Source organism: Chloroflexus islandicus, from assembly GCF_001650695.1.
Taxonomy (GTDB): Bacteria; Chloroflexota; Chloroflexia; order Chloroflexales; family Chloroflexaceae; genus Chloroflexus; species Chloroflexus islandicus.
Genome location: NZ_LWQS01000038.1, coordinates 211,360 through 229,913 on the forward strand (window position 1 = coordinate 211,360; position 18,554 = coordinate 229,913).

16 protein-coding genes are annotated in these 18,554 nt (G+C 57.2%); all 16 read left to right on the plus strand.

Annotation, left to right across the window (positions count from 1 at the left end; all coding sequences use genetic code 11):
• The first annotated feature begins 2 nt into the window (after positions 1–2).
• The 16 genes from A6A03_RS05140 to pxpB all read left to right on the plus strand — a co-directional run bounded on the left by A6A03_RS05140 (position 3) and on the right by pxpB (position 18,329).
• Positions 3–1,586 (plus strand): tetratricopeptide repeat protein, encoded by a 1,584-nt coding sequence (locus A6A03_RS05140; protein WP_082908920.1) that lies wholly within the window; start codon positions 3–5, stop codon positions 1,584–1,586.
• Complete coding sequence (locus A6A03_RS19940; protein ID WP_076798216.1) at positions 1,583–2,395, plus strand: class I SAM-dependent methyltransferase; 813 nt, start codon at positions 1,583–1,585, stop codon at positions 2,393–2,395. Before A6A03_RS05140 ends, A6A03_RS19940 begins: the two co-directional genes overlap by 4 nt.
• A complete protein-coding gene (locus tag A6A03_RS05145) occupies positions 2,392–3,834 on the plus strand; it encodes a lipopolysaccharide biosynthesis protein (protein WP_066784357.1) in 1,443 nt (480 codons plus the stop codon). Before A6A03_RS19940 ends, A6A03_RS05145 begins: the two co-directional genes overlap by 4 nt.
• Before the next feature lie 26 nt (positions 3,835–3,860).
• A complete protein-coding gene (locus tag A6A03_RS05150; protein WP_066784363.1) occupies positions 3,861–4,697 on the plus strand; it encodes a class I SAM-dependent methyltransferase in 837 nt (278 codons plus the stop codon).
• A gap of 3 nt (positions 4,698–4,700) precedes the next feature.
• Positions 4,701–5,957 (plus strand): O-antigen ligase family protein, encoded by a 1,257-nt coding sequence (locus A6A03_RS05155; protein ID WP_066784366.1) that lies wholly within the window; start codon positions 4,701–4,703, stop codon positions 5,955–5,957.
• A complete protein-coding gene (locus A6A03_RS05160; protein WP_066784368.1) occupies positions 5,950–7,119 on the plus strand; it encodes a glycosyltransferase in 1,170 nt (389 codons plus the stop codon). The genes A6A03_RS05155 and A6A03_RS05160 overlap by 8 nt, the downstream gene beginning before the upstream one ends.
• A 5-nt stretch (positions 7,120–7,124) precedes the next feature.
• Entirely contained in the window at positions 7,125–8,222 is a 1,098-nt protein-coding gene (locus A6A03_RS05165) for a glycosyltransferase family 4 protein (RefSeq protein ID WP_066784370.1), read from the plus strand.
• Positions 8,223–8,377: 155 nt separating this feature from the next.
• Positions 8,378–8,989 (plus strand): WecB/TagA/CpsF family glycosyltransferase, encoded by a 612-nt coding sequence (locus A6A03_RS05170; protein WP_245668840.1) that lies wholly within the window; start codon positions 8,378–8,380, stop codon positions 8,987–8,989.
• Between the two features lie 179 nt (positions 8,990–9,168).
• A complete protein-coding gene (locus A6A03_RS05175) occupies positions 9,169–10,545 on the plus strand; it encodes a sugar transferase (protein ID WP_066784375.1) in 1,377 nt (458 codons plus the stop codon).
• A gap of 4 nt (positions 10,546–10,549) precedes the next feature.
• Positions 10,550–11,956: a glycosyltransferase family 39 protein gene (locus A6A03_RS05180; RefSeq protein ID WP_245668843.1), complete on the plus strand. Its 1,407-nt coding sequence runs from the start codon at positions 10,550–10,552 to the stop codon at positions 11,954–11,956.
• Positions 11,957–12,019: 63 nt separating this feature from the next.
• Complete coding sequence (locus A6A03_RS05185) at positions 12,020–13,333, plus strand: Wzz/FepE/Etk N-terminal domain-containing protein (RefSeq protein WP_066784379.1); 1,314 nt, start codon at positions 12,020–12,022, stop codon at positions 13,331–13,333.
• Positions 13,334–13,379: 46 nt separating this feature from the next.
• Positions 13,380–14,072: a glycosyltransferase family 2 protein gene (locus tag A6A03_RS05190; protein WP_066784381.1), complete on the plus strand. Its 693-nt coding sequence runs from the start codon at positions 13,380–13,382 to the stop codon at positions 14,070–14,072.
• 292 nt (positions 14,073–14,364) lie between these two features.
• Entirely contained in the window at positions 14,365–15,645 is a 1,281-nt protein-coding gene (locus A6A03_RS05195; RefSeq protein WP_066784383.1) for a glycosyltransferase, read from the plus strand.
• The gene (locus A6A03_RS05200) at positions 15,642–16,799 is read left to right on the plus strand and encodes an MFS transporter (RefSeq protein WP_245668845.1); all 1,158 of its coding nucleotides are present in this window, start codon (positions 15,642–15,644) and stop codon (positions 16,797–16,799) included. Before A6A03_RS05195 ends, A6A03_RS05200 begins: the two co-directional genes overlap by 4 nt.
• A gap of 25 nt (positions 16,800–16,824) precedes the next feature.
• Positions 16,825–17,586 (plus strand): LamB/YcsF family protein, encoded by a 762-nt coding sequence (locus tag A6A03_RS05205; RefSeq protein ID WP_066784666.1) that lies wholly within the window; start codon positions 16,825–16,827, stop codon positions 17,584–17,586.
• Positions 17,583–18,329 carry a 5-oxoprolinase subunit PxpB gene (gene pxpB / locus A6A03_RS05210; RefSeq protein WP_082908922.1) on the plus strand — a complete coding sequence of 249 codons (747 nt, stop codon included), beginning with the start codon at positions 17,583–17,585 and terminating at the stop codon, positions 18,327–18,329. The genes A6A03_RS05205 and pxpB overlap by 4 nt, the downstream gene beginning before the upstream one ends.
• Positions 18,330–18,554 lie beyond the last annotated feature (225 nt).

Genomic DNA, 18,554 nt, shown 5'->3' on the forward strand with positions numbered 1-18,554 from the left:
ACATGAAATCAGTATATTTTCAAACGATTACCCATGTCTATCATGTTGGAAAAGTGTTCATCATCACTACCCTCCTGATGATCACCGGCGCATCACTCTGGTTGCTCAGCAGTATCACGCTCCAGTACCAGCAGTATCAGCGCATTGAACAGCTTACCGCGCAAGCGCTACGGCTCGAAGGGCGATCAGAAGCACATGACCCATGGCGCGATATTGCACCTGTAACTGACCAAAAGGCGCTCACCCTTGCCCAACAGGCGCTGGCAGAGGCGCAACGGGCGGCAGTTGCTGATCCTGACAATATCACGATCCAATCCCAGCTTGGACGCACCGCATTGTTGGCTAACCAACCAGAGCTAGCCATTCCTGCGTTTTCGGCTGCGGCAGCGCAGCAACCTGACAGCCCGTTACGCTGGTTTGAACTAGGCTTAGCGTATGAACGCTTAGCCCCACCCTTGACCGCAATCGAGCCTGAGGAACGTTTCTGGGAGCTACGAGCGCCACGAGCGCAGCAATGGACGCTGGCCGCACCACTATTGCCTGCCGGTTGGTGGCACCCTGATGAGCCGGTCACGCGCTCAGTGATCGTTGGCGATCGTCTCACCCTGCGCGCCTCGTTGCCCATCACGCCAACCACACTGATCTTTTGGATGGGGAGCCAGACAGGGCAGGCGACAACCTATCGCATCCGGCTAGGCGCTCAGATCATCGGCGCATACGAATTACCAGCCATGGCGCCGGGCTGGCAACCGGCTACGCTCGACCTCAGCCGGTGGGCCGGGCAGACGATCGAGCTTGATCTGGCAAGCGACGATACTCAGGCTGGCTGGGGCGACGTACAACTCATCCCGGCAGATGAGGTACGTTGTGCATTGGTTGATTGCCGGCAGCGTGCGCAAGCAGCATGGCGGAGTGGCGGTTATACGGTTGATCAATTTTTACAGGCCGGTACCGTCGCCTTCCGCCAACAGCAATTTTCCGATGCCCTCGTTTGGTATCAGCGGGCCACATGGCTCGGCGCCGACACCGCCAGCGCGATGTGGTACCTACGCCATTTAGCTACGAATAGTCGCAATGCTTTGAAGCAAAGCATCACGCTTGATCACGGTTGGGTGAATGAGGAATTATCGTTGCGAGCATGGCTGGCGTGGGGCATCTTGCTACGCCAAGAACAGCGTTCTGAGGAAGCGGAACACGCCTTTCGCCGCGCAATTACCATACCGATCACTGATCCGGGGTCAACATGGCGTTTGTCAGGGGCATACCAGCAACTTGGCCTGACGCTGTGGGATCAGAACCGATTAGCTGAGGCGCTCCCATACCTTGCTGAAGCGGTAAACTTGAATCCGTACAGCGCATGGGCGCATATTCACTACGGCAAAGTACTTTATCTCGTTGATCCAACCCAAGTTGATCAGGTAGAGCAATCATTTGCGACCGCGTTAGCCCTTGATCCGCGACCAGAAATTTGGCGTAATTTGATCGAATTCTGGCGCTGGCGGCAAGCATCTGAACCATTACTCGCTTTATGCATACAAGCGCAACAACAAGGCATACCACAAGACAGTACGAAGGCCTGCCCATGATTAAACAATCGTATCTGCCACGCAACTATTGGGAAACGCGATTAAGCCAAAGGTTTGATTTAACTGGGGTTGGACACATCGCCTTGGGGCCAGCATATAATGCCAGCCTTTATAAACGAAGGTTGGAAACATTATCTAAGGGCCTTGCCCAGATCAAGCAACCACTAACTGGCGCTCGTGTCTTTGAGGTTGGATGTGGAACAGGATTTTATACAAATTATTTTGCAAAACAACATGTATTAGAATATCTCGGTTTAGATATCACTTCAATCAGCACTAAAACATTAAAACAACGCTACCCTCTATTTTATTTTGTTTGTGCTGATATTGCCAATTTTGCTTATTTCCATATAAAAGAACGTTTTGACATTGTGTTTGCAGCCGACGTTTTATTCCATATTACAGAAGATGAGCGATTTGATGCCGCGCTTCATACCATGGCTTCTTGCCTCAAAACAGGTGGATGTTGTATTATCTCCGATATCTTTCCACAACGCACTGTCCGCAGTGCAACCCACGTGCATTTGCGCTCCTTCGACACCTACCATCAGATATTACAAAAACACCAATTACAAATCTTGCATATCGAGCCAATTTTTACCGTATTACATCCTCCGCCGATTAAAAACAATTCTTTCTGGTGGGATATTTATACATATATTTGGAAAATTCAACGATCCGCCATTAAAAACCCAATCATCGACAAAACATTACCCCACATTTTGGAATGGCTAGATCGCAAAATCTTCTGCCCTCGATATGGAATGTCAGTACCAAATAGTAAATGGCTCTTTGCACGTAAAACATGAAACAGGTTTTTAGCTACAGTCTCATCTACGCCATCGGCAACGCCGCCAACAGCGCAGCGCTGTTACTTGTCATTCCATATCTGATCAATACGCTAACCCCGGCTGAATATGGCGCTTGGTCGCTCTTTGAGATTGCCATCGCTTTATTAAATCTACTCATCTTGACCGGGCTTGAAGTCGGGCTCATGCGCGAATACTGGTTTCAAGACAACGAGCAGCAGCGGAAGCGTTTAGTAGGAAATACGCTGATGATGACCAGCGCGATCGGAATAGTGATCGTGGCTGGCGGCGCTGGTGTTGTGGCCGGTGGGATTGACTTTGACTTGCCCGGCGCGCCGCACACCCTCTTACTCGTGCTAGCGATCGGTTGGAGCGAGGCAATTTTTACTGTTTTCCTGACCTTGTTTCGCATTCGTGAACAACCGATCACATTTATTACCCTCTCGATTGGGCGAATGGCGCTCTTCGCCCTGCTCGCTATTGGGTTGGTCGAAAGCGGGTTTGGCCTCACCGGCGCGCTTGGAGCACGGCTGATTGCCACGGTGAGCTTCATAACGGCGGGTTTGATCGTAGGGTGGCGATGGATTGCATGGCAACTTGATCGCGCACTCATTCGCCGGATTGTAAGCTACGGCTTGCCGATCCTACCGGCTAATTTCGCTGCGTATGTCTTGCTGGCCGCTGATCGCTACATCATGCAAGGCGTTTTGTCACTCGAAAGCGTTGCCATTTATACCTTTGCCTACAAAATCGCCACCGTGCTTGATGTGTTAGTTACGCGACCCTTTGCACTCGATTGGGCGCCACGCCGGTTCAAGATCGCCACCCAGCCCCACCCAGAGCAAAAATATGCGCAAGCGCTGCTGATCTATTTATGGGTGGCGTTAAGTTTTGCGCTGGCGGTGATCGCACTCACGCCGTTACTCTATGCCTTAATTGCGCCGCCGGCTTATTGGCCGGCGATGGATCTGGTGCCGGTTATTTTGTTAGCGTATATCATCTACGGCTTAAGCTACCCGTTAAACGTTGGCATTATGTTGAAGGATCGCACGCGCGATCTGCCGGTGATTGGCTGGATCGCCGCATGTTGCAGTTTAGCGCTATGCTTTTGGTGGATTCCGGCGTTTGGCATCGCCGGTGCAGCATGGGCAACGGTGGTGTCATACGTGGTATGGACAGGTCTCATTACCCTCGATTCGCTCCGGCTGTACCCGCTTAGGTATCCGTGGCTGCTGATTGGCGGTATGATTGGGGTGAGCGGGATCGGGTATGGCGGGTTATGGCTGAGTGCGCAATGGTGGCCGGCAACTGAACCGGTGGTGGCAGCTCTGCGGTTAGGATGGGTTATTCTCGTGATGAGCGGCTATGGATTCTGGTTATGGCAACATATTCAACACCGCCAACCCTCATTCATCGATCTACCGGTCACTGGTGACTAACCGCTGTTTGGTTGAAGGCGTAACCTATGCGAGTACGACAAGGCTTCTTAATATACGACTCGACGCGCGATCAATACGAGATAGACTACCACCAAACGCTATCGATTCTGGTGAATGAATTGTTGCTCGAAGCGCTGCTCGCAGCAAGAGGCTATGTAAAGGGGCGACTGCTTGATGTCGGTTGCGGCAAACGGCCATACGCTTTGATCTATGATCGCTTGGTCGATGCGAGTATTGGCACAGAAGTAGCATTTTCACCTCACGGCACTCATGCTGCCGATCTCATCTGTTTTGCCGAAGAATTGCCGTTTCCCGATCAGCAATTTGATACGATTCTTTGCACGGAAGTGCTTGAACATACCCGCCAGCCATTTCAAGCCATGCACGAGATTGCGCGTTTACTCAAACCTAACGGCCACCTGATCTTGTCAGTACCCTTCATCTACCCAATCCATGAAGCGCCGCATGATCATTGGCGGTTTACTTCGCATGGCTTGGCGGCGCTGTGCCACGATGCTGGTTTGGAACTAGTGCAAATAACACCGAAAGGCGGCGTGGTTGTCACCCTGCTGGCACTCACGCATAACATTGCTGTGCGGGCAATGAATGTGGTGAGTAAACTCTTGCGACTTGACCCGCCCCTCTACCATCGTCCAGCCGTGCGCTGGCTGATCTGCCAGCCACAGTGGTGGTACCTGAAACTCTCGCGCAGGTTCCGTACCCTCCTGTTGCAGCTAGGCTCACACTATGGCGCCGGCAAACAATTGAGCCGTTTACTACGCCGGAATAATGCGCTGGAAGAGATCAATCAATGGATGGCCTGCGGCTATTTGATCATAGCGCGTAAGCCAATCAACGGATAGTCCATGCAACGATATCTGCGCCAACTGGAAATGGGTTGGCATGTGATTGCACTCACCCTCCTCTCAGGTGCCTTTGTGCCGCTGTGGCGCCTGCAAACCACTGGTAGCGCTAGTCAGGGTGACTCGGTGCAACAGGTTGTGCTCCTCCTTTCGTATAGCGGTCTCATCTTGTTGCCATGGCACTGGCCGCAGATACGGAAGTCCTTCATGCAAGGGTGGCTGCTTTGGCTGGTCATCGGGATCGCGGTGATCTCAGTTATCTGGTCGCAAGATCCCGCGCTCACGCTGCGGCGAAGCTTCGCGCTCCTTCTGGCTACTCTTTACGGCCTGTTGTTGGCAGTACGCTACCCATTTGCCGCAGTTCTGCGCCTGCTTGGCGTTACGATGGCCATTATCGTTGGCACAAGTGTACTTAGTATTGCCCTTGGCGCGGATTGGGCAGTGATGGGCCACCCGCATCCGGGTGCGTGGCAAGGGGTGATGTTCCATAAGAATGCGTTAGGACGGATTGCCGTACTGGCGCTGATCGTGTTTGGTGTATTGGCGCAGCAAACGCGCTGGCCTTGGCAGATAGGCTGGGGGGTTCTAGCGATAAATGCACTGGCGCTGATTGTGGGGGCGCGTTCGGTAACCGCACTGGTGGTCACGGTTACCCTGATCACTATTGGGATGGCAGCGTATGGAGCGCGCTTCCTCTCAAAGGATGAACAATTACAGGGAATTGCGCTTACCAGCAGTATTGTGATCCCGGCAGGAATGCTCTTTGTCTTCTACTGGCCAGAAATTGCCGATCTATTGGGGCGCGACCCAGAATTGACTGGTCGCCTGCCATTATGGTCCTCGCTTCTTGGGATTGGTTGGAGCCAACCGCTGCTTGGCTATGGCTATGGCGCTTTCTGGGTGGATCCAAGCCGCATGATGGCACTCGACGTTGCGCTCATGCGGATGCGATTTTGGTGGGCAGAACATGCCCATAATGGCTACCTTGATGTATGGCTGGAAATTGGCATCATCGGCTTAATTCCCATCGTCTTCCTCGTGGCGTCGGTGTGGCGCGATGCGTTCTACAAGGTATCACAAGAGGCTTTTCAACCAAAATTTCTCTTCATCTTTTTGTTCACCAGTTTTTTAGCGATCTATAATCTTTCCGAAGCAGTCTTAATCGAAGCAAATCTCGCCAAAGCCCTATTTTGGATTATCTTTTCATGGATATACTTTGCAAAGCGGTTAAGCGAACCGACGAGGCCCAGCCTTGGATAAGACGATCGTAGTCTTTTGCAATCAGCCAATCAGCATCTCAGAAACCTTTGTGTATAATCAAATCGCTGGCCTGACTCGGTATCGTCCAGCGATCCTTGGCACAAAGCTGCCGCCTGAACCACGGATTCACCTCAACAACCTTGAAGTTTCGTTGCTAAACCAAGGCGGCCTCCGAGGAAGGTTGCGCGAACTTGAACTGAAACTTTTGGGCAGAGTGCCACCAGACATCCAACGTTGGATTGCATCGCAGCGACCCGCCCTGATCCATGCCCACTTTGTCCCGTATGGCGCGATTGCGCTACCAATTGCCCAGCAGTTCCAACGGCCCTTGCTCGTCAGCGCCCATGGCACTGATGTCACGCTGCGCGATTTTGCTATCTGGCGCTCATCGTATCTGGCCCACCGGCTCTACCTGTTGCGCCGGAAACAGCTCGTCCGGCACACGAGCCGATTGATTGTACAATCACATTTTCTACGCCAGATCGCGATCAATCAACACGGCTTCAAACCCGAACAGGTGGCATGCATTCGCTACGGTATCGATCTGAGCCAATTTCAGGCGCATCAGCATCCACCTGAAGCCGGGCACATTCTCTATGTCGGCCGGTTGGTCGAACGCAAAGGGTTGCCCTTTTTGCTGGAAGCATTAGCACAACTACAGCCGCGCTTTCCTGATCTGCACCTCACGGTCATCGGCGATGGGCCAATGCGGGCAAGGTATGAAGCGCTAGCTCGCCAATACTTAGGGGATCGGGTCACATTTCTAGGCGCACAGCCAAGCGCAACGGTGCGCAGTTATTTGCAGCGAGCCTACGCCTTTTGCATGCCCAGTATCACGATGCCATCGGGTGAAGCGGAGACGCTTGGGGTCGTTTTTCTTGAAGCAATGGCGATGCGGGTGCCGCCGGTCAGTTTTGCCAGTGGTGGCATCCCTGAAGTGATCCGGCACGGTGAGACCGGCTTTCTTGCCACCGAACGCAACCCGACAGAGTTAGCGCACTACCTTGGCCTGTTGTTAGCCAATCCAGCCTTACGTGAACGAATGGGTGAACAGGGCCGGCGGTGGGTTGAGCAGGAATTTAACTTAACGACGCAGAATGCCAAACTCGAAGCGTTGTATGACGAAGTACTCGCGGAACATCACCAGCTTCAAGCACATTAATCACTATGCCGCAACAGTTTATTGTCAATATCATTACCCAAATGGAGGCAGGTGGGGCGCAAAAAGCGGCGATACAGGTCTGTGAGCGCCTTATCGAGCAAGGATTTCGGGCCGAAGTTTGGTTTTTATACAAAAAACGGCCAACCTATACCGATCGACCATTTGTACGTTGGTTGTGGGACGAGAAGCCAGCCAGCGCCCCAGCCTTTCTTGCTCTCGTCGTAAAACTGTACCATTGGTTACGCTTAGCCAAACCGGATGGCGTGATCACCTACACCCACTATGCGAATATCATTGGCCAAGCTACGGCATGGCTGGCTGGCATCAGGCACCGGTTAGCGACCCAGCGTAATCCGAGCTGGAGCTACCCGGCAGTTGCGCGCTGGTTTGATCGTCTCATCGGTTCGCTGGGCGGATATACCAGAAATGTTTTTGTGTCACATAGTGTTGAGCGATCGTTTCGCTCATACCCATCGCGATACTTACAGCGCAGCGTGGTGGTATTCAATGGGTTGCGGCAACCGATCGCGACGTGCGATAAAGCAACAGCGCGGCAAGCGTTCGGCTTGCCAGTTGATCGCACGATCATTACCAGCGTTGGCCGGCTGGCGCACCAAAAGAACCACGCATTATTGATCGAGGCGCTCAGCCAAGTATCGCCTGCATGCTGCCACCTCGTCATCGCCGGCGACGGGGAACTGCGCGCTGATCTAGAACAGCAGATCCGCGACAGACATTGCACAGATCGGGTTACCCTATTGGGTGAACTGCCCCCCCACCGAATTGGCGATCTGCTGGCGGCCAGCGACATCTTCGCCTTGCCTTCACGCTACGAAGCCTTTGGCTTTGCCACAGTCGAAGCGATGATGATGGGTTTACCGGTGGTCGTGAGCGATCTCGATGTCAATCGCGAAATCATTGGCGATGCTGGTAGATTCTTGCCTACTGATGATGTAGATCAATGGCGCGATACGCTACGATCGCTAGCCGAACATGAACACCTACGGCTTGAATTGGGTGAACGAGCCCGGAACCGCGCGACATTGTACGACCTTGATCAGATGGTTGCAGGATATTTACACCATTTATTTACCGAACGATGAAGACTGATCGCCTTGCGCTCCTTAATGTTTTAGTTGATCCTTTGCCGATCCCTTTACTCAACCAGTCCATCGCCACTGCGATCGCCCAGCACGCGCGTTGGATCATTGCTCATCACAACCTTCACAGCGTTTACTTATATCAGCGCGACCCCAAAATGCGCGCATTTTACGAACGAGCCCAGATCATTCACATCGATGGGATGCCGCTGGTCTACTGGGGGCGGGTGCTTGGCTATCCATTGCGCCGCGACCAGCGCGTCACCTACGTCGATTGGGTGCATCCGTTGATGGCAGCAGCGGCGGCAGGAGGCTGGCGGGTCTTTTATTTGGGTGGCAAACCGGGGATAGCGGCGCGGGCCGCTGAACGGTTACGCCAACACTACCCGGCCTTGCAGATCGCCACCCGTGACGGGTACTTCCAACCGGCTGACAACACTGCGGTATTAACCGAAATAGCAAACTTTCAACCCCATGTCTTGATGGTAGGCATGGGTATGCCACGCCAAGAACACTGGATTCTCGAGAACCTTGAACACTTGACCGCGAATGCCATCCTAACAGCCGGGGCATGCTTCGATTACGTCGCCGGCGCAATCCCAACTCCACCGCGCTGGATGGGACGCACCGGTCTCGAATGGCTCTACCGGCTCTACAGCGAGCCGCGCCGGTTAGCGCGGCGCTATCTGCTGGAACCGTGGGCGCTAGTCCCCCTGATGGTGCGCGATCTGTGGCAGATGGCCCAGCGTGGCAGAGGCGCCGGCAAATAAGAGTACTCTTTGTGAGGGCTAAGATAATACTTGTTCTAGCATTTACTTGCCCCATTCCCCACCTCCGTGCTATACTATCCATCGGCATACCCCACAGTACGGGTGTTACACCGGTTGGAATGGAGTGAAGGCGCGGCCACGCCATGACGCTAGCTCGTGCCTTCACGTAAGGAGCCGGCATGCTGGAACGCCTGCGCGCGCGATTGATCGGAAGCGTGCTTGCATGGGATCTGATCGCGACGCTGCTTTGTCTCGTGTTAGTTGTTGGGGCTGATTCTGGGATCTCGATACACCAGTGGCCGCTCTATGCAGGTGTGGCTATTATCTGGACGCTGGTCTTTATCATCCTAGCCCCGCAACGCGCTATCTTCACACGCACGCTGCTCGAAGCCTTTACCCGCCTGTTTCTTGCTGTACTGCTAGCGGCAACGTCGTTTGCCGGGATGCTCTATTTGATCAATGGCAATGTGATCGATCGCGATCATTTCCTCCGCTTTGTCGCGATTGATCTGGTCGTTTTGGGCATCATTCATCTTGGCTTCCGCACCTTTACCCGCTGGCGGCAAACCCGCGGCGGCATGCGGCGAGTGTTGGTAGCCGGCGACGCAAACGCGGCTGCCCGGCTGTCCGATGAGTTCGGTCGCCGGCCATGGACGGGAGTGGCAATCGTTGGGTATGCATCAGATGAACGCGACGCGCCGGTAACCGTGCCCCGGCTCGGTAATCTGTCGGAACTGTTGGCACTGGTGCGGCAGTATCACATCGATGAAGTGATTTTTGCGTTGCCGCCGGCCCAGCACGACCGCGTCGTTGAATTGTCGCTGCAACTGCTTGGCGAACCGGTGATGCTGCATACGGTACCCACGGCGCTCGATTTGGCCTTCGCCCGCACGCCGGTCGATAGCGTAGGCGGGATACCGCTCGTCTCGTTGCGTGAGTCGGCGTTGACCCCAACGCAGCGTGTGGTCAAACGGCTGTTTGATATCACGGTCATTCTAACGCTGATTGTGCTGCTCTCGCCGATAATGCTCTTGATCGCGCTCTTGATCAAGCTCGAATCACCCGGCCCGGCGATTTTCAAGCAAGAGCGGATCGGCGAGCATGGCCGTCGCTTTCAGATGTTTAAATTTCGCAGTATGTACATCGATGCCGACCGGCGCTGGCACGAGGTCGCCAAGCGTGATGAAACGACCAACAAATTGATTCATAAGCAGAAAGACGATCCGCGTGTAACGCGCGTGGGCCGGAAGCTGCGCCGCACGTCACTCGATGAGTTACCGCAATTGTTTAACGTCCTGCGCGGCGAGATGAGTCTGGTCGGGCCGCGCCCAGAGATGCCGTATATCGTGGCTGAATACGAGCCGTGGCAGTGGCAGCGTTTCCGGGTGCCTCCCGGCATGACCGGCTGGTGGCAGGTGAACGGGCGGAGCGATAAGCCCTTGCATCTGCACACCGAAGATGATCTCTACTATATTCAGAATTACTCGTTCTGGCTGGATTTGCGCATTCTGGCCAAAACGCTAATCGTGGTCTGGCAAGGACATGGCGCGTACTGAGGCAATGAAGCCGGTATTTTCAGCCATCGCCCTGCAGTGGCGGCATCTGGTCTCCCACTATGTTGCTGAATGGCGGATCATCCGCTGGCTGGCGCCGTTGGTATTGCTGCATTCCCTGATCTATGTCTTTCTAGCTCCGCCATGGCAACACTACGACGAGCCGGGGCATTTCTTGTACGCAGCCTATATTGTTCGCGGCGGAATCAGCGCGCCGGATAACGTAGCGATTGCCCGCGAAGTGGCTGATTCAATGTACCGCCACCAGTTCTGGCCGCCTAATGTCCGGCCCGATCTGCTTAGCCCGCGCCCGCCGGCCATCCCCACCGACCAACGCCACCATCCGCCGCTCTACTACATAGTGATGGCCAGTATCATCAACCCGCTTCGCTATTTGCCGGTCGAGATGCAGCTCTACGCCGGTCGAATCGTGAGCGCATTGCTCATGACCCTGACAGTATTGGCCATCTGGCGCACCGTACAGACTATAGTACCCGATGAACCGCGGATGGCGCTCGTGCTGGCGGCGATGGCGGCATTGACGCCGGCGTTTGTTGATCTCATGAGTGCGTTCAATAGCGATGTCCTGATGAATTTCGCGGCAGCGGCGGCGTTTTTAGGTATGGCCATCATGCTCCGTGACGGCTGGCGTCCAGCCGGCTTGGCGCTGGCACTCTTGGGTGCAACCGTCGCCATTCTGACCAAACGCACGGCGTTGCCGATTGTTGCACCGTTGGGGTTGGCACTGTTCTGGGTCGCCTACCGGCGCCCGCTGCGCTGGTGGGTGTATGTGCTAGCGGCAAGCGCCGGCGCCGGCATCGTAGCAGTGAGCAGTTTTACCCTGACTGCTGAAGGTTTGCAGACACAGCCATGGCTAGCGGCGATCGAGCGTGATTATCTACGGATACCGCTGGTGCCATGGCTGATATCATGGGCTGACTGGGGGCGAGCGTGGCCGTGGTACCAGCGCACGCTCGAAGTAGCGCATAGCCACTTTTGGGTACGGCTGGCTTGGGGGCATATCCCGGTCTGGCCACCAGTGGGTGATTGGCTCTTTGCCGGGTTGAGTCTGGCCGCTATCATCGGCTTGTGCCGCGGCGCATTCACATCATTCGCCACCCTACCATTGTGGCAACAGCGATGGCTCTGGCTCTGCCTGCTGGCAGTAGCAGTAGCTTGGTTCGCCCTGTTTGGCCGGCTGCACCCGCTCCTGCTCGAAGGCCAGCCCTACATCCCGCGTGGTCGCTATCTCTATTGGGCGCTAGTTCCCACCATCTGGTTGGTGGCCTTAGGATGGCAACACCTCTGGTCAGAACGGTGGCGGCCATACACGCCTTACGTCTTGCTAGCCGTCTTGGCTATCTTTGATGTGGCGGCGCTGATGGCGTTAGTATCCTTTTACTATCTCAATTGACGAAGCAAGCACCTGTCTGCTACAATCGGGCAGCTATGGCAGGGATACCTGATGGATAGGCGCATGGAAGACGAGATTGACCTGAAACCGTACCTGCGGGCGCTGCTACGGCGCTGGTGGATCATCATCGGCGTGGCAGCGGTGTTAGCAGTGATCGCAGGAGTGGTGGCTGTGATCCGCACACCGCCCCATACGGCCAGCGCCTCGCTGTTGATTGTGCCGGCCAGCGCCCAAGTGACGCTTGACACTCGTTTTACCAGTCGCGACTCAATGCTGTTTACCACAACGGTCAACCAGCGCGAAGCGTTGCTAGGGCTGGCGCGCGATGCGACGCTGGAAGCAAAGGTGGCGCAGGCACTAGCGATCACATACCAACCCGGCAAGTTAATAAGCCAGATCGCAATCGAATCTGACGGCGATCTGGTACGGATCACAGCCCGCGCCGAAACGAGTGAGGAAGCGCAGCGATTGGCAACGGCATGGGCGCAAGCATATGCCCGCTTCGTAGCTGAGACATACACTCGCGATACGGCATCACTTCCCCTCGTTGAGCAACAACTGGCTGAAGCGCAGCAACGCTACCAAGAGGCGCAAGCCGCGTTAGAGGCGTTTATTGCGCAGGGAAAGATCACCGTCGTCGAGCAAGAGGTGCGCCGGTTAACCGATCTGGTTAACAATACCCGCACGGCGGGCACGACCCGTTTTAACGCTTATTTACAACGCAGCAATATCCTTGAACAGATTCTGCGCGATACACGCTTGCTGCGGGAACGGTTGGCCAGCCAAACCAGCGATGGCCCTGCCACGGCTGACGCAATTGCCGCCTTGTTGCTCCGCATTCGCAATTTGAGCGATCAGGGCAGTGATCGCCCAATTCTCCAAATTGACAGTTCGCTCGCTACTAACGCGACTGTGACAGTGACCGATATCGATAAGTTAATTTCCATCCTCGAAACTGAATCCCGCGCCGTACGCAGCGAAGCGGAACGATTAAGCGCAGTGGAGCTGGAGGAACTCAATCCCGCCGCCACCCGGCTGCTGATCGAACGACTCATCGCGGCGCAAACTCGCTATGAGCAATTGTTAGCTCGCCAACGCGAATTGATTCGTAACCGCGATATTGCGTTCAATCTGGTTGAAGTCTTGTTACGGCGAATTGATGAGTTGCGGATCGCTGATGCCGCGCCGCAAGTATCGGTGCGCTATTTAGGCACCGTAACCAACCTAACTCCAGTGATTGACCGGCGAGCCCTCACGCAAGTTGCTATCGCCGCATTAGCCGGGATGGTGCTGTCCGCTGCGGTGATTGTAGCGATGGAGGCAATGGCTAGTGCTCGTCGCAGCACACCGCCGCAGCCAAAGCCAGCTGGTGATTGACAACCGCCCGCCGGCACGCCTTGGCATCATAGAGTAGCACATAACGATGAAGCGTCCGCTGATTTCTGTAATCATTCCCTGCTATAACGAAGCCGCAACTCTACCGACGATTCTGGCTCAAGTTGAAGCTGTTGATCTCGACAAAGAGATCATCATTGTGGATGACCATTCCACCGATGAAACGCCGGCGATTCTCGCCGAACTGGCGCGTACACGACCGCACCTCACCATCATTCGCCATCCGCAAAACCGTGGCAAGGGGGCGGCGGTACGCAGCGGATTGGCCCATGCCCGCGGCGAGATCACGATCATCCAAGATGCCGATCTGGAATATGATCCGCAAGATTACTATGAATTGGTAAAACCGATCGCGAACCGGCGCGTTGATGTGGTCTTCGGCAGCCGATTTCTTGGCCGCCATACCGGAATGTATTTTTGGAATGCGATCGGCAACAAGTTCCTCACCTTTTTGACGAATTTTCTCTTTAACTGCTGGATCTCTGACATGGAGACCTGCTATAAAGTGGTGCGCACCGACATTTTGCGTGATTTGCGGCTTGAGAGCAACGATTTTCGCATCGAGCCGGAAATTGCCGCCAAGGTGTTGCGCCGCGGCTACCGGATCTATGAAGTGCCGGTGAGCTATCTAGGCCGCACCTACGAAGAGGGCAAGAAGATGAAGCCGATTCAAGGGTTTTACGCCATCTTTGCCCTGTTGAAGTACCGGTTGTGGGTGTAATCACGCGGACACAGATTGACACGGGTTCGACGGATTGGCGCAGTTCGGGCAGCAAACGGTGGAAGCTGGTATCTGCTTCCGGTTAATACGACACGGATACACCAGCTTGTCACGGAACGAGCACCGGTTTGCTCCCTATTTTGAACATCTCACTAGCAAAACTTGTGCAATCAGATAAGTTGTGATACAACACTCAGGGAAGGCAGGCGGTGGGCCTGCCGCCATTCCGCGGAGGGGCGGGCGGCGCGGGAAGATCCCGGCACGCTCGCTTTTCGTTCGTCATGAGGAACGCATGCGAATCGCGATGCTGAGTGTCCATAGTAGCCCGCTGGCGCGGCTGGGAGGCAAAGAGGCCGGCGGGATGAATGTCTATGTGCGCGAATTGGCCCGTGAGCTTGGCCAGCGCGGGGTTTTGGTCGATATCTTTACCCGCAGCCAAGAGCGCGAGACGCCAACCGTCACGGCACTGGGGCGCGGGGTGCGCTTGATCAGCCTGCATGCGGGGCCGGCGGCGCCGTACGATAAAAATCTGCTCTTGACCTATTTGCCCGAATTTGTGAGCCGGGTGCGCTGTTTTGCCGACGGCGAAGATGTGAGTTACGATGTGATCCACAGCCACTATTGGTTGTCGGGCGAAGCGGCACTGCGCTTGCGCCGGGTCTGGCGAGCACCGGTGGTTCACATGTTTCACACCTTGGGCGCGATGAAGAATAGCGTGGCCCGTTCGGAGGAAGAGGTCGAAACCAACCGGCGGATTGCGATCGAACGCCGGCTGATGCGCGAGGCGGATGCGGTGGTTGCGGCCACGCCGCTCGACCGGGCGCAGATGGTGTGGCATTATGGCGCTGATGCCAGCCGGATTAGGGTTATCCCGTGCGGTGTGGATCTGCGCCGGTTTCAACCGGGTGATCGGGCTGCGGCGCGGGCGGCGTTAGGCGTGCCGCACGATGCGATGATGCTGGTGTGTGTAGGCCGGATGGAGCCGCTGAAGGGGATGGATGCGTTGATCCGGGCCGCGGCGCGGCTGATCAGGCAACACCCTGCTTGGCGCGAGCGGTTGCAAGTGGTACTAGTCGGCGGCGAGGATGAAACGCAGCCAGCGCGGTGGAATAGCGAACAGCGCCGGCTGGATGGGCTGCGGCGCGAGCTAGGGATTGCGGCGCAGGTGCAGTTTGCCGGCGCACAACCGCAAGAGCGGTTGCCGCTCTACTACACCGCCGCTGATGTGGTGGCCGCCCCCTCACATTACGAATCGTTCGGCTTGGCGGCGCTCGAAGCGTTGGCGTGCGGGGCGGCGGTGGTGGCGTCAAATGTGGGCGGGTTGGCGCTGACGATCGAAGATCGGCGCAGCGGGTTGCTGGTTCCGCCCGATGATGATGCAGCGCTCGCTGCCCAGATCGAGCGCATTCTGACCGACGCAGCGCTGGCCGCGCGGCTGCGGGCGGCGGCAGTACAGCGCGCGGCTGAGTATGGCTGGCCGGCGATTGCCCGGCGTATTGCCGCGCTCTACGATGAGCTGACGGCAGCGAACGCGGCAATCTGGTCGGCGCGGCGATTGGTGCGGGTATCGTGAAACGAACGTGGGCATTGATCATTGCCGGCATGCTCTATTTGGGCGTGGGCTGGATTCTGTCGGCGATCGGGCCGAGCTTGCCCGGTCTGGCGGCCCAAGTTGGCAAAGATGTCACCGATCTAGGCGCGGTGTTTACCGCTTTTTCGCTGGGCGGCGTACTCGCCTCGATTGGCGTCGGCGCGGCGATCGGGCGGTGGGGGATGCGAACGGTGATTGCCACCGGCGCAGCACTCATGGGGAGCGGGATGTTGCTGGCTGGGTTGAGCCCGCTGCTGATTGGCCTGTTGGCCGGCACCTTGTTGGCTGGGTTTGGCTATGGCGGGATGCTGGCCGGCGGTAATCTGTTGATTGCCCGCTTGTACCACGGCGCCGCCGGCGCGCTTAATGCGCTCAATCTCTTTTTCAGCGTCGGCTCGATCGGCGGCCCGATGTTGGTCGCGCTCATGATTGCCATGTTCGACCGGCCACAGGCAGCGATCTGGCTGGGCGCGCTATTGATGATCGGGTTGGTTTGGCCGGCTACCCGGCTGCAAGAACCCACCCAAGCGCCGGCAGCGCAGATGGCCGGTGCGCCGCGCTGGCTGGCGGCGGTGATGTTTGGATTGCTGATGTTCACTTACATCGGCACCGAAATCGGGATCGGTGGGTGGATTGCGTTGATCCTTGAGCGCGGCGCTGGCTTAGAGGCGTCGTTGGCAGCGTTGAGCACTAGTCTCTTTTGGGGGATGTTGACCGGAGGGCGCTTAGCGGCAGCGTTCTGGGGCGACCGGCTTGGGCCACTGCGCATGCTCTTGTTGTGCGTGATCGGGTTGGGTCTCGGTGGCGCGCTCTTGGTGATGGGCACGGCACAGGCAACGTTGGCGCTGACGGCAGTAGCGATCATGGGGCTGGCCTGTGGCCCGATCTTCCCGACCACGATGCTGATGATCACCCACGCTGCCGGGCGAAGCGGCGCGGCGTTGAGTGTGGCATTAACGATCGGCACCGGCGGCGGTTTGTTTCTACCGGCGCTGTTTGGGTTATTGATCGGCTGGTTTGGCCCGCCGGTCGGGGCGCTACTGGTGGTGATTGACGCGACGTTGATGGTGGTGATGGTGGCGGTGGCCCGGCACGGGATGGCCCGTCCGCCAGCGATGGCCAAATCGCCGGCATGATGGCATGGCTAACGGTATCAAAACCATGATTGCAATTGATCTGAATTGCGATTGCGGCGAGAGTTACGGCGCGTTTCAGGTCGGTGATGACGAGGGGGTGCTCCCCTTCGTCAGCTCGGCCAACGTCGCCTGCGGCGGGCATGCTGGCGACCCGCTAGTGATGCGGCGCACAGTGCGGCGCTGTCGCGAGCTAGGGGTAGCGGTGGGCGCGCACCCAAGCTATCCCGACCTGCACGGGTTTGGCCGGCGCGTATTGCCGCTATCGCCGGACGAGATCGAGGATTGGGTGCTGGCCCAAATCGGCGCGCTGGCCGCGATTGCCCGCGCCGAACAGGTAGAACTGCGCCACGTCAAGCCCCACGGTGCGCTCTACAATGTTGCCGCGCGCGACCACGCTGTCGCCGCCGCGATTGCTCGCGCCGTCGTTGCGTTTAGTCGCGAGGTGGCGCTGGTCGGCTTGGCCGGATCGGCGCTGATCGCTGCTGGCATTGAGGCAGGGCTGCCGGTGCTGGCCGAAGCCTTCGCCGATCGGGCCTACGAGGCCGATGGCCGGCTGCGCGACCGGCGGCATCCCGATGCGCTGATCATCGATCCGGCAGCGTGTGTGGCCCAGACGATCAGCATTGCGCGCGATGGGGTGGTTATAGCCATAGACGGCACACCATTGCCGTTACGGGCCGATACGATCTGCTTGCACGGCGACACACCGGGGGCAGCGGCGCGGGCAGCGGCGCTGCGGCAAGGGTTAACGGCAGCAGGGATCAGCGTGCGAGCGCCGGGGCAATGAGCGGGCGGATTGATCTGATGGGCGATGCGGCGCTGTTGGTGCGCTGGCCGGCAGAGCTGGCCGCGGCGGGTGCGCCGCTGGCGGCAATGGCGGCGCTGCAACGCGAACCACTCCCCGGCGTGATCGATCTCGTGCCCGCGATCGATTCGCTATTGGTCTGTTTCGACCCGCTGGCAGTGGATCGCGAGCAACTCACTGTCCGGCTCCAGATGCTCGCTGCACACCCACCATTAACCGGATTGCCAGCCGGGCGCGATGTGACCATTCCGGTGCGCTACGGCGGCAGCGATGGGCCAGACCTCGATGAGGTAGCCGCGCAATTGGGGCTGACCCCGCATGATGTTATTACTCTTCACACCACCACTGAGCAGCGGGTGCTGATGATCGGTTTTGCGCCGGGCTATCCCTACCTCGGCTGGCTGCCGCCTGAACTCCACCTGCCGCGCCGGGCAACGCCACGGGTCGCAGTGCCGGCAGGTTCGGTCGCAATTGCCGCCGGTATGACCGGCATCTACCCGGCTGCCTTGCCCGGCGGCTGGCATCTGATCGGGCGCACTGACATTACACTATTTGATCCGGCAGCCGATCCGCCGGCCTTGTTGCAACCGGGTGATCGGGTGCGGTTTGTCAACGCAGAGGCGCAAAGCGGGCCAAGACGATTAACGCAGAGGCGCAAAGCGGGCCAAGGCGCAGAGGGGGAAACGCAAAGGCGCAAAGGGCGCAGAGGACGCAAAGAGGTTTGAACGCAAAGGGCGAAGGGTGCAGAAGGCGCAAAGGGTGGATGTGGCCCCTCCCCCGCTGGGGGAGGGGAACGCACCCCCACCCCTTACCCCTCCCCCGCTGGGGGAGGGGAATGCACCCCACCCCTTGCCCCTCCCCCGCTGGGGGAGGGGAACGCACCCCACCCCTTGCCCCTCCCCCGCTGGGGGAGGGGAGGCTGGGAGGGGGGCTATGATGAAGACGCGAAG

Excerpts from the sequence above, each read along its gene's own strand:
- A6A03_RS05175 (WP_066784375.1), top strand. The coding sequence starts at position 9,169 with ATGCTGGAACGCCTGCGCGCGCGATTGATCGGAAGCGTGCTTGCATGG.
- A6A03_RS05150 (WP_066784363.1), top strand. The coding sequence starts at position 3,861 with ATGCGAGTACGACAAGGCTTCTTAATATACGACTCGACGCGCGATCAA.
- A6A03_RS05190 (WP_066784381.1), top strand. The coding sequence starts at position 13,380 with ATGAAGCGTCCGCTGATTTCTGTAATCATTCCCTGCTATAACGAAGCC.
- A6A03_RS05205 (WP_066784666.1), top strand. The coding sequence starts at position 16,825 with ATGATTGCAATTGATCTGAATTGCGATTGCGGCGAGAGTTACGGCGCG.
- A6A03_RS05145 (WP_066784357.1), top strand. The coding sequence starts at position 2,392 with ATGAAACAGGTTTTTAGCTACAGTCTCATCTACGCCATCGGCAACGCC.
- A6A03_RS05180 (WP_245668843.1), top strand. The coding sequence starts at position 10,550 with ATGAAGCCGGTATTTTCAGCCATCGCCCTGCAGTGGCGGCATCTGGTC.
- A6A03_RS19940 (WP_076798216.1), top strand. The coding sequence starts at position 1,583 with ATGATTAAACAATCGTATCTGCCACGCAACTATTGGGAAACGCGATTA.
- A6A03_RS05155 (WP_066784366.1), top strand. The coding sequence starts at position 4,701 with ATGCAACGATATCTGCGCCAACTGGAAATGGGTTGGCATGTGATTGCA.
- A6A03_RS05185 (WP_066784379.1), top strand. The coding sequence starts at position 12,020 with ATGGAAGACGAGATTGACCTGAAACCGTACCTGCGGGCGCTGCTACGG.
- A6A03_RS05195 (WP_066784383.1), top strand. The coding sequence starts at position 14,365 with ATGCGAATCGCGATGCTGAGTGTCCATAGTAGCCCGCTGGCGCGGCTG.
- pxpB (WP_082908922.1), top strand. The coding sequence starts at position 17,583 with ATGAGCGGGCGGATTGATCTGATGGGCGATGCGGCGCTGTTGGTGCGC.
- A6A03_RS05140 (WP_082908920.1), top strand. The coding sequence starts at position 3 with ATGAAATCAGTATATTTTCAAACGATTACCCATGTCTATCATGTTGGA.
- A6A03_RS05170 (WP_245668840.1), top strand. The coding sequence starts at position 8,378 with ATGCGCGCATTTTACGAACGAGCCCAGATCATTCACATCGATGGGATG.
- A6A03_RS05165 (WP_066784370.1), top strand. The coding sequence starts at position 7,125 with ATGCCGCAACAGTTTATTGTCAATATCATTACCCAAATGGAGGCAGGT.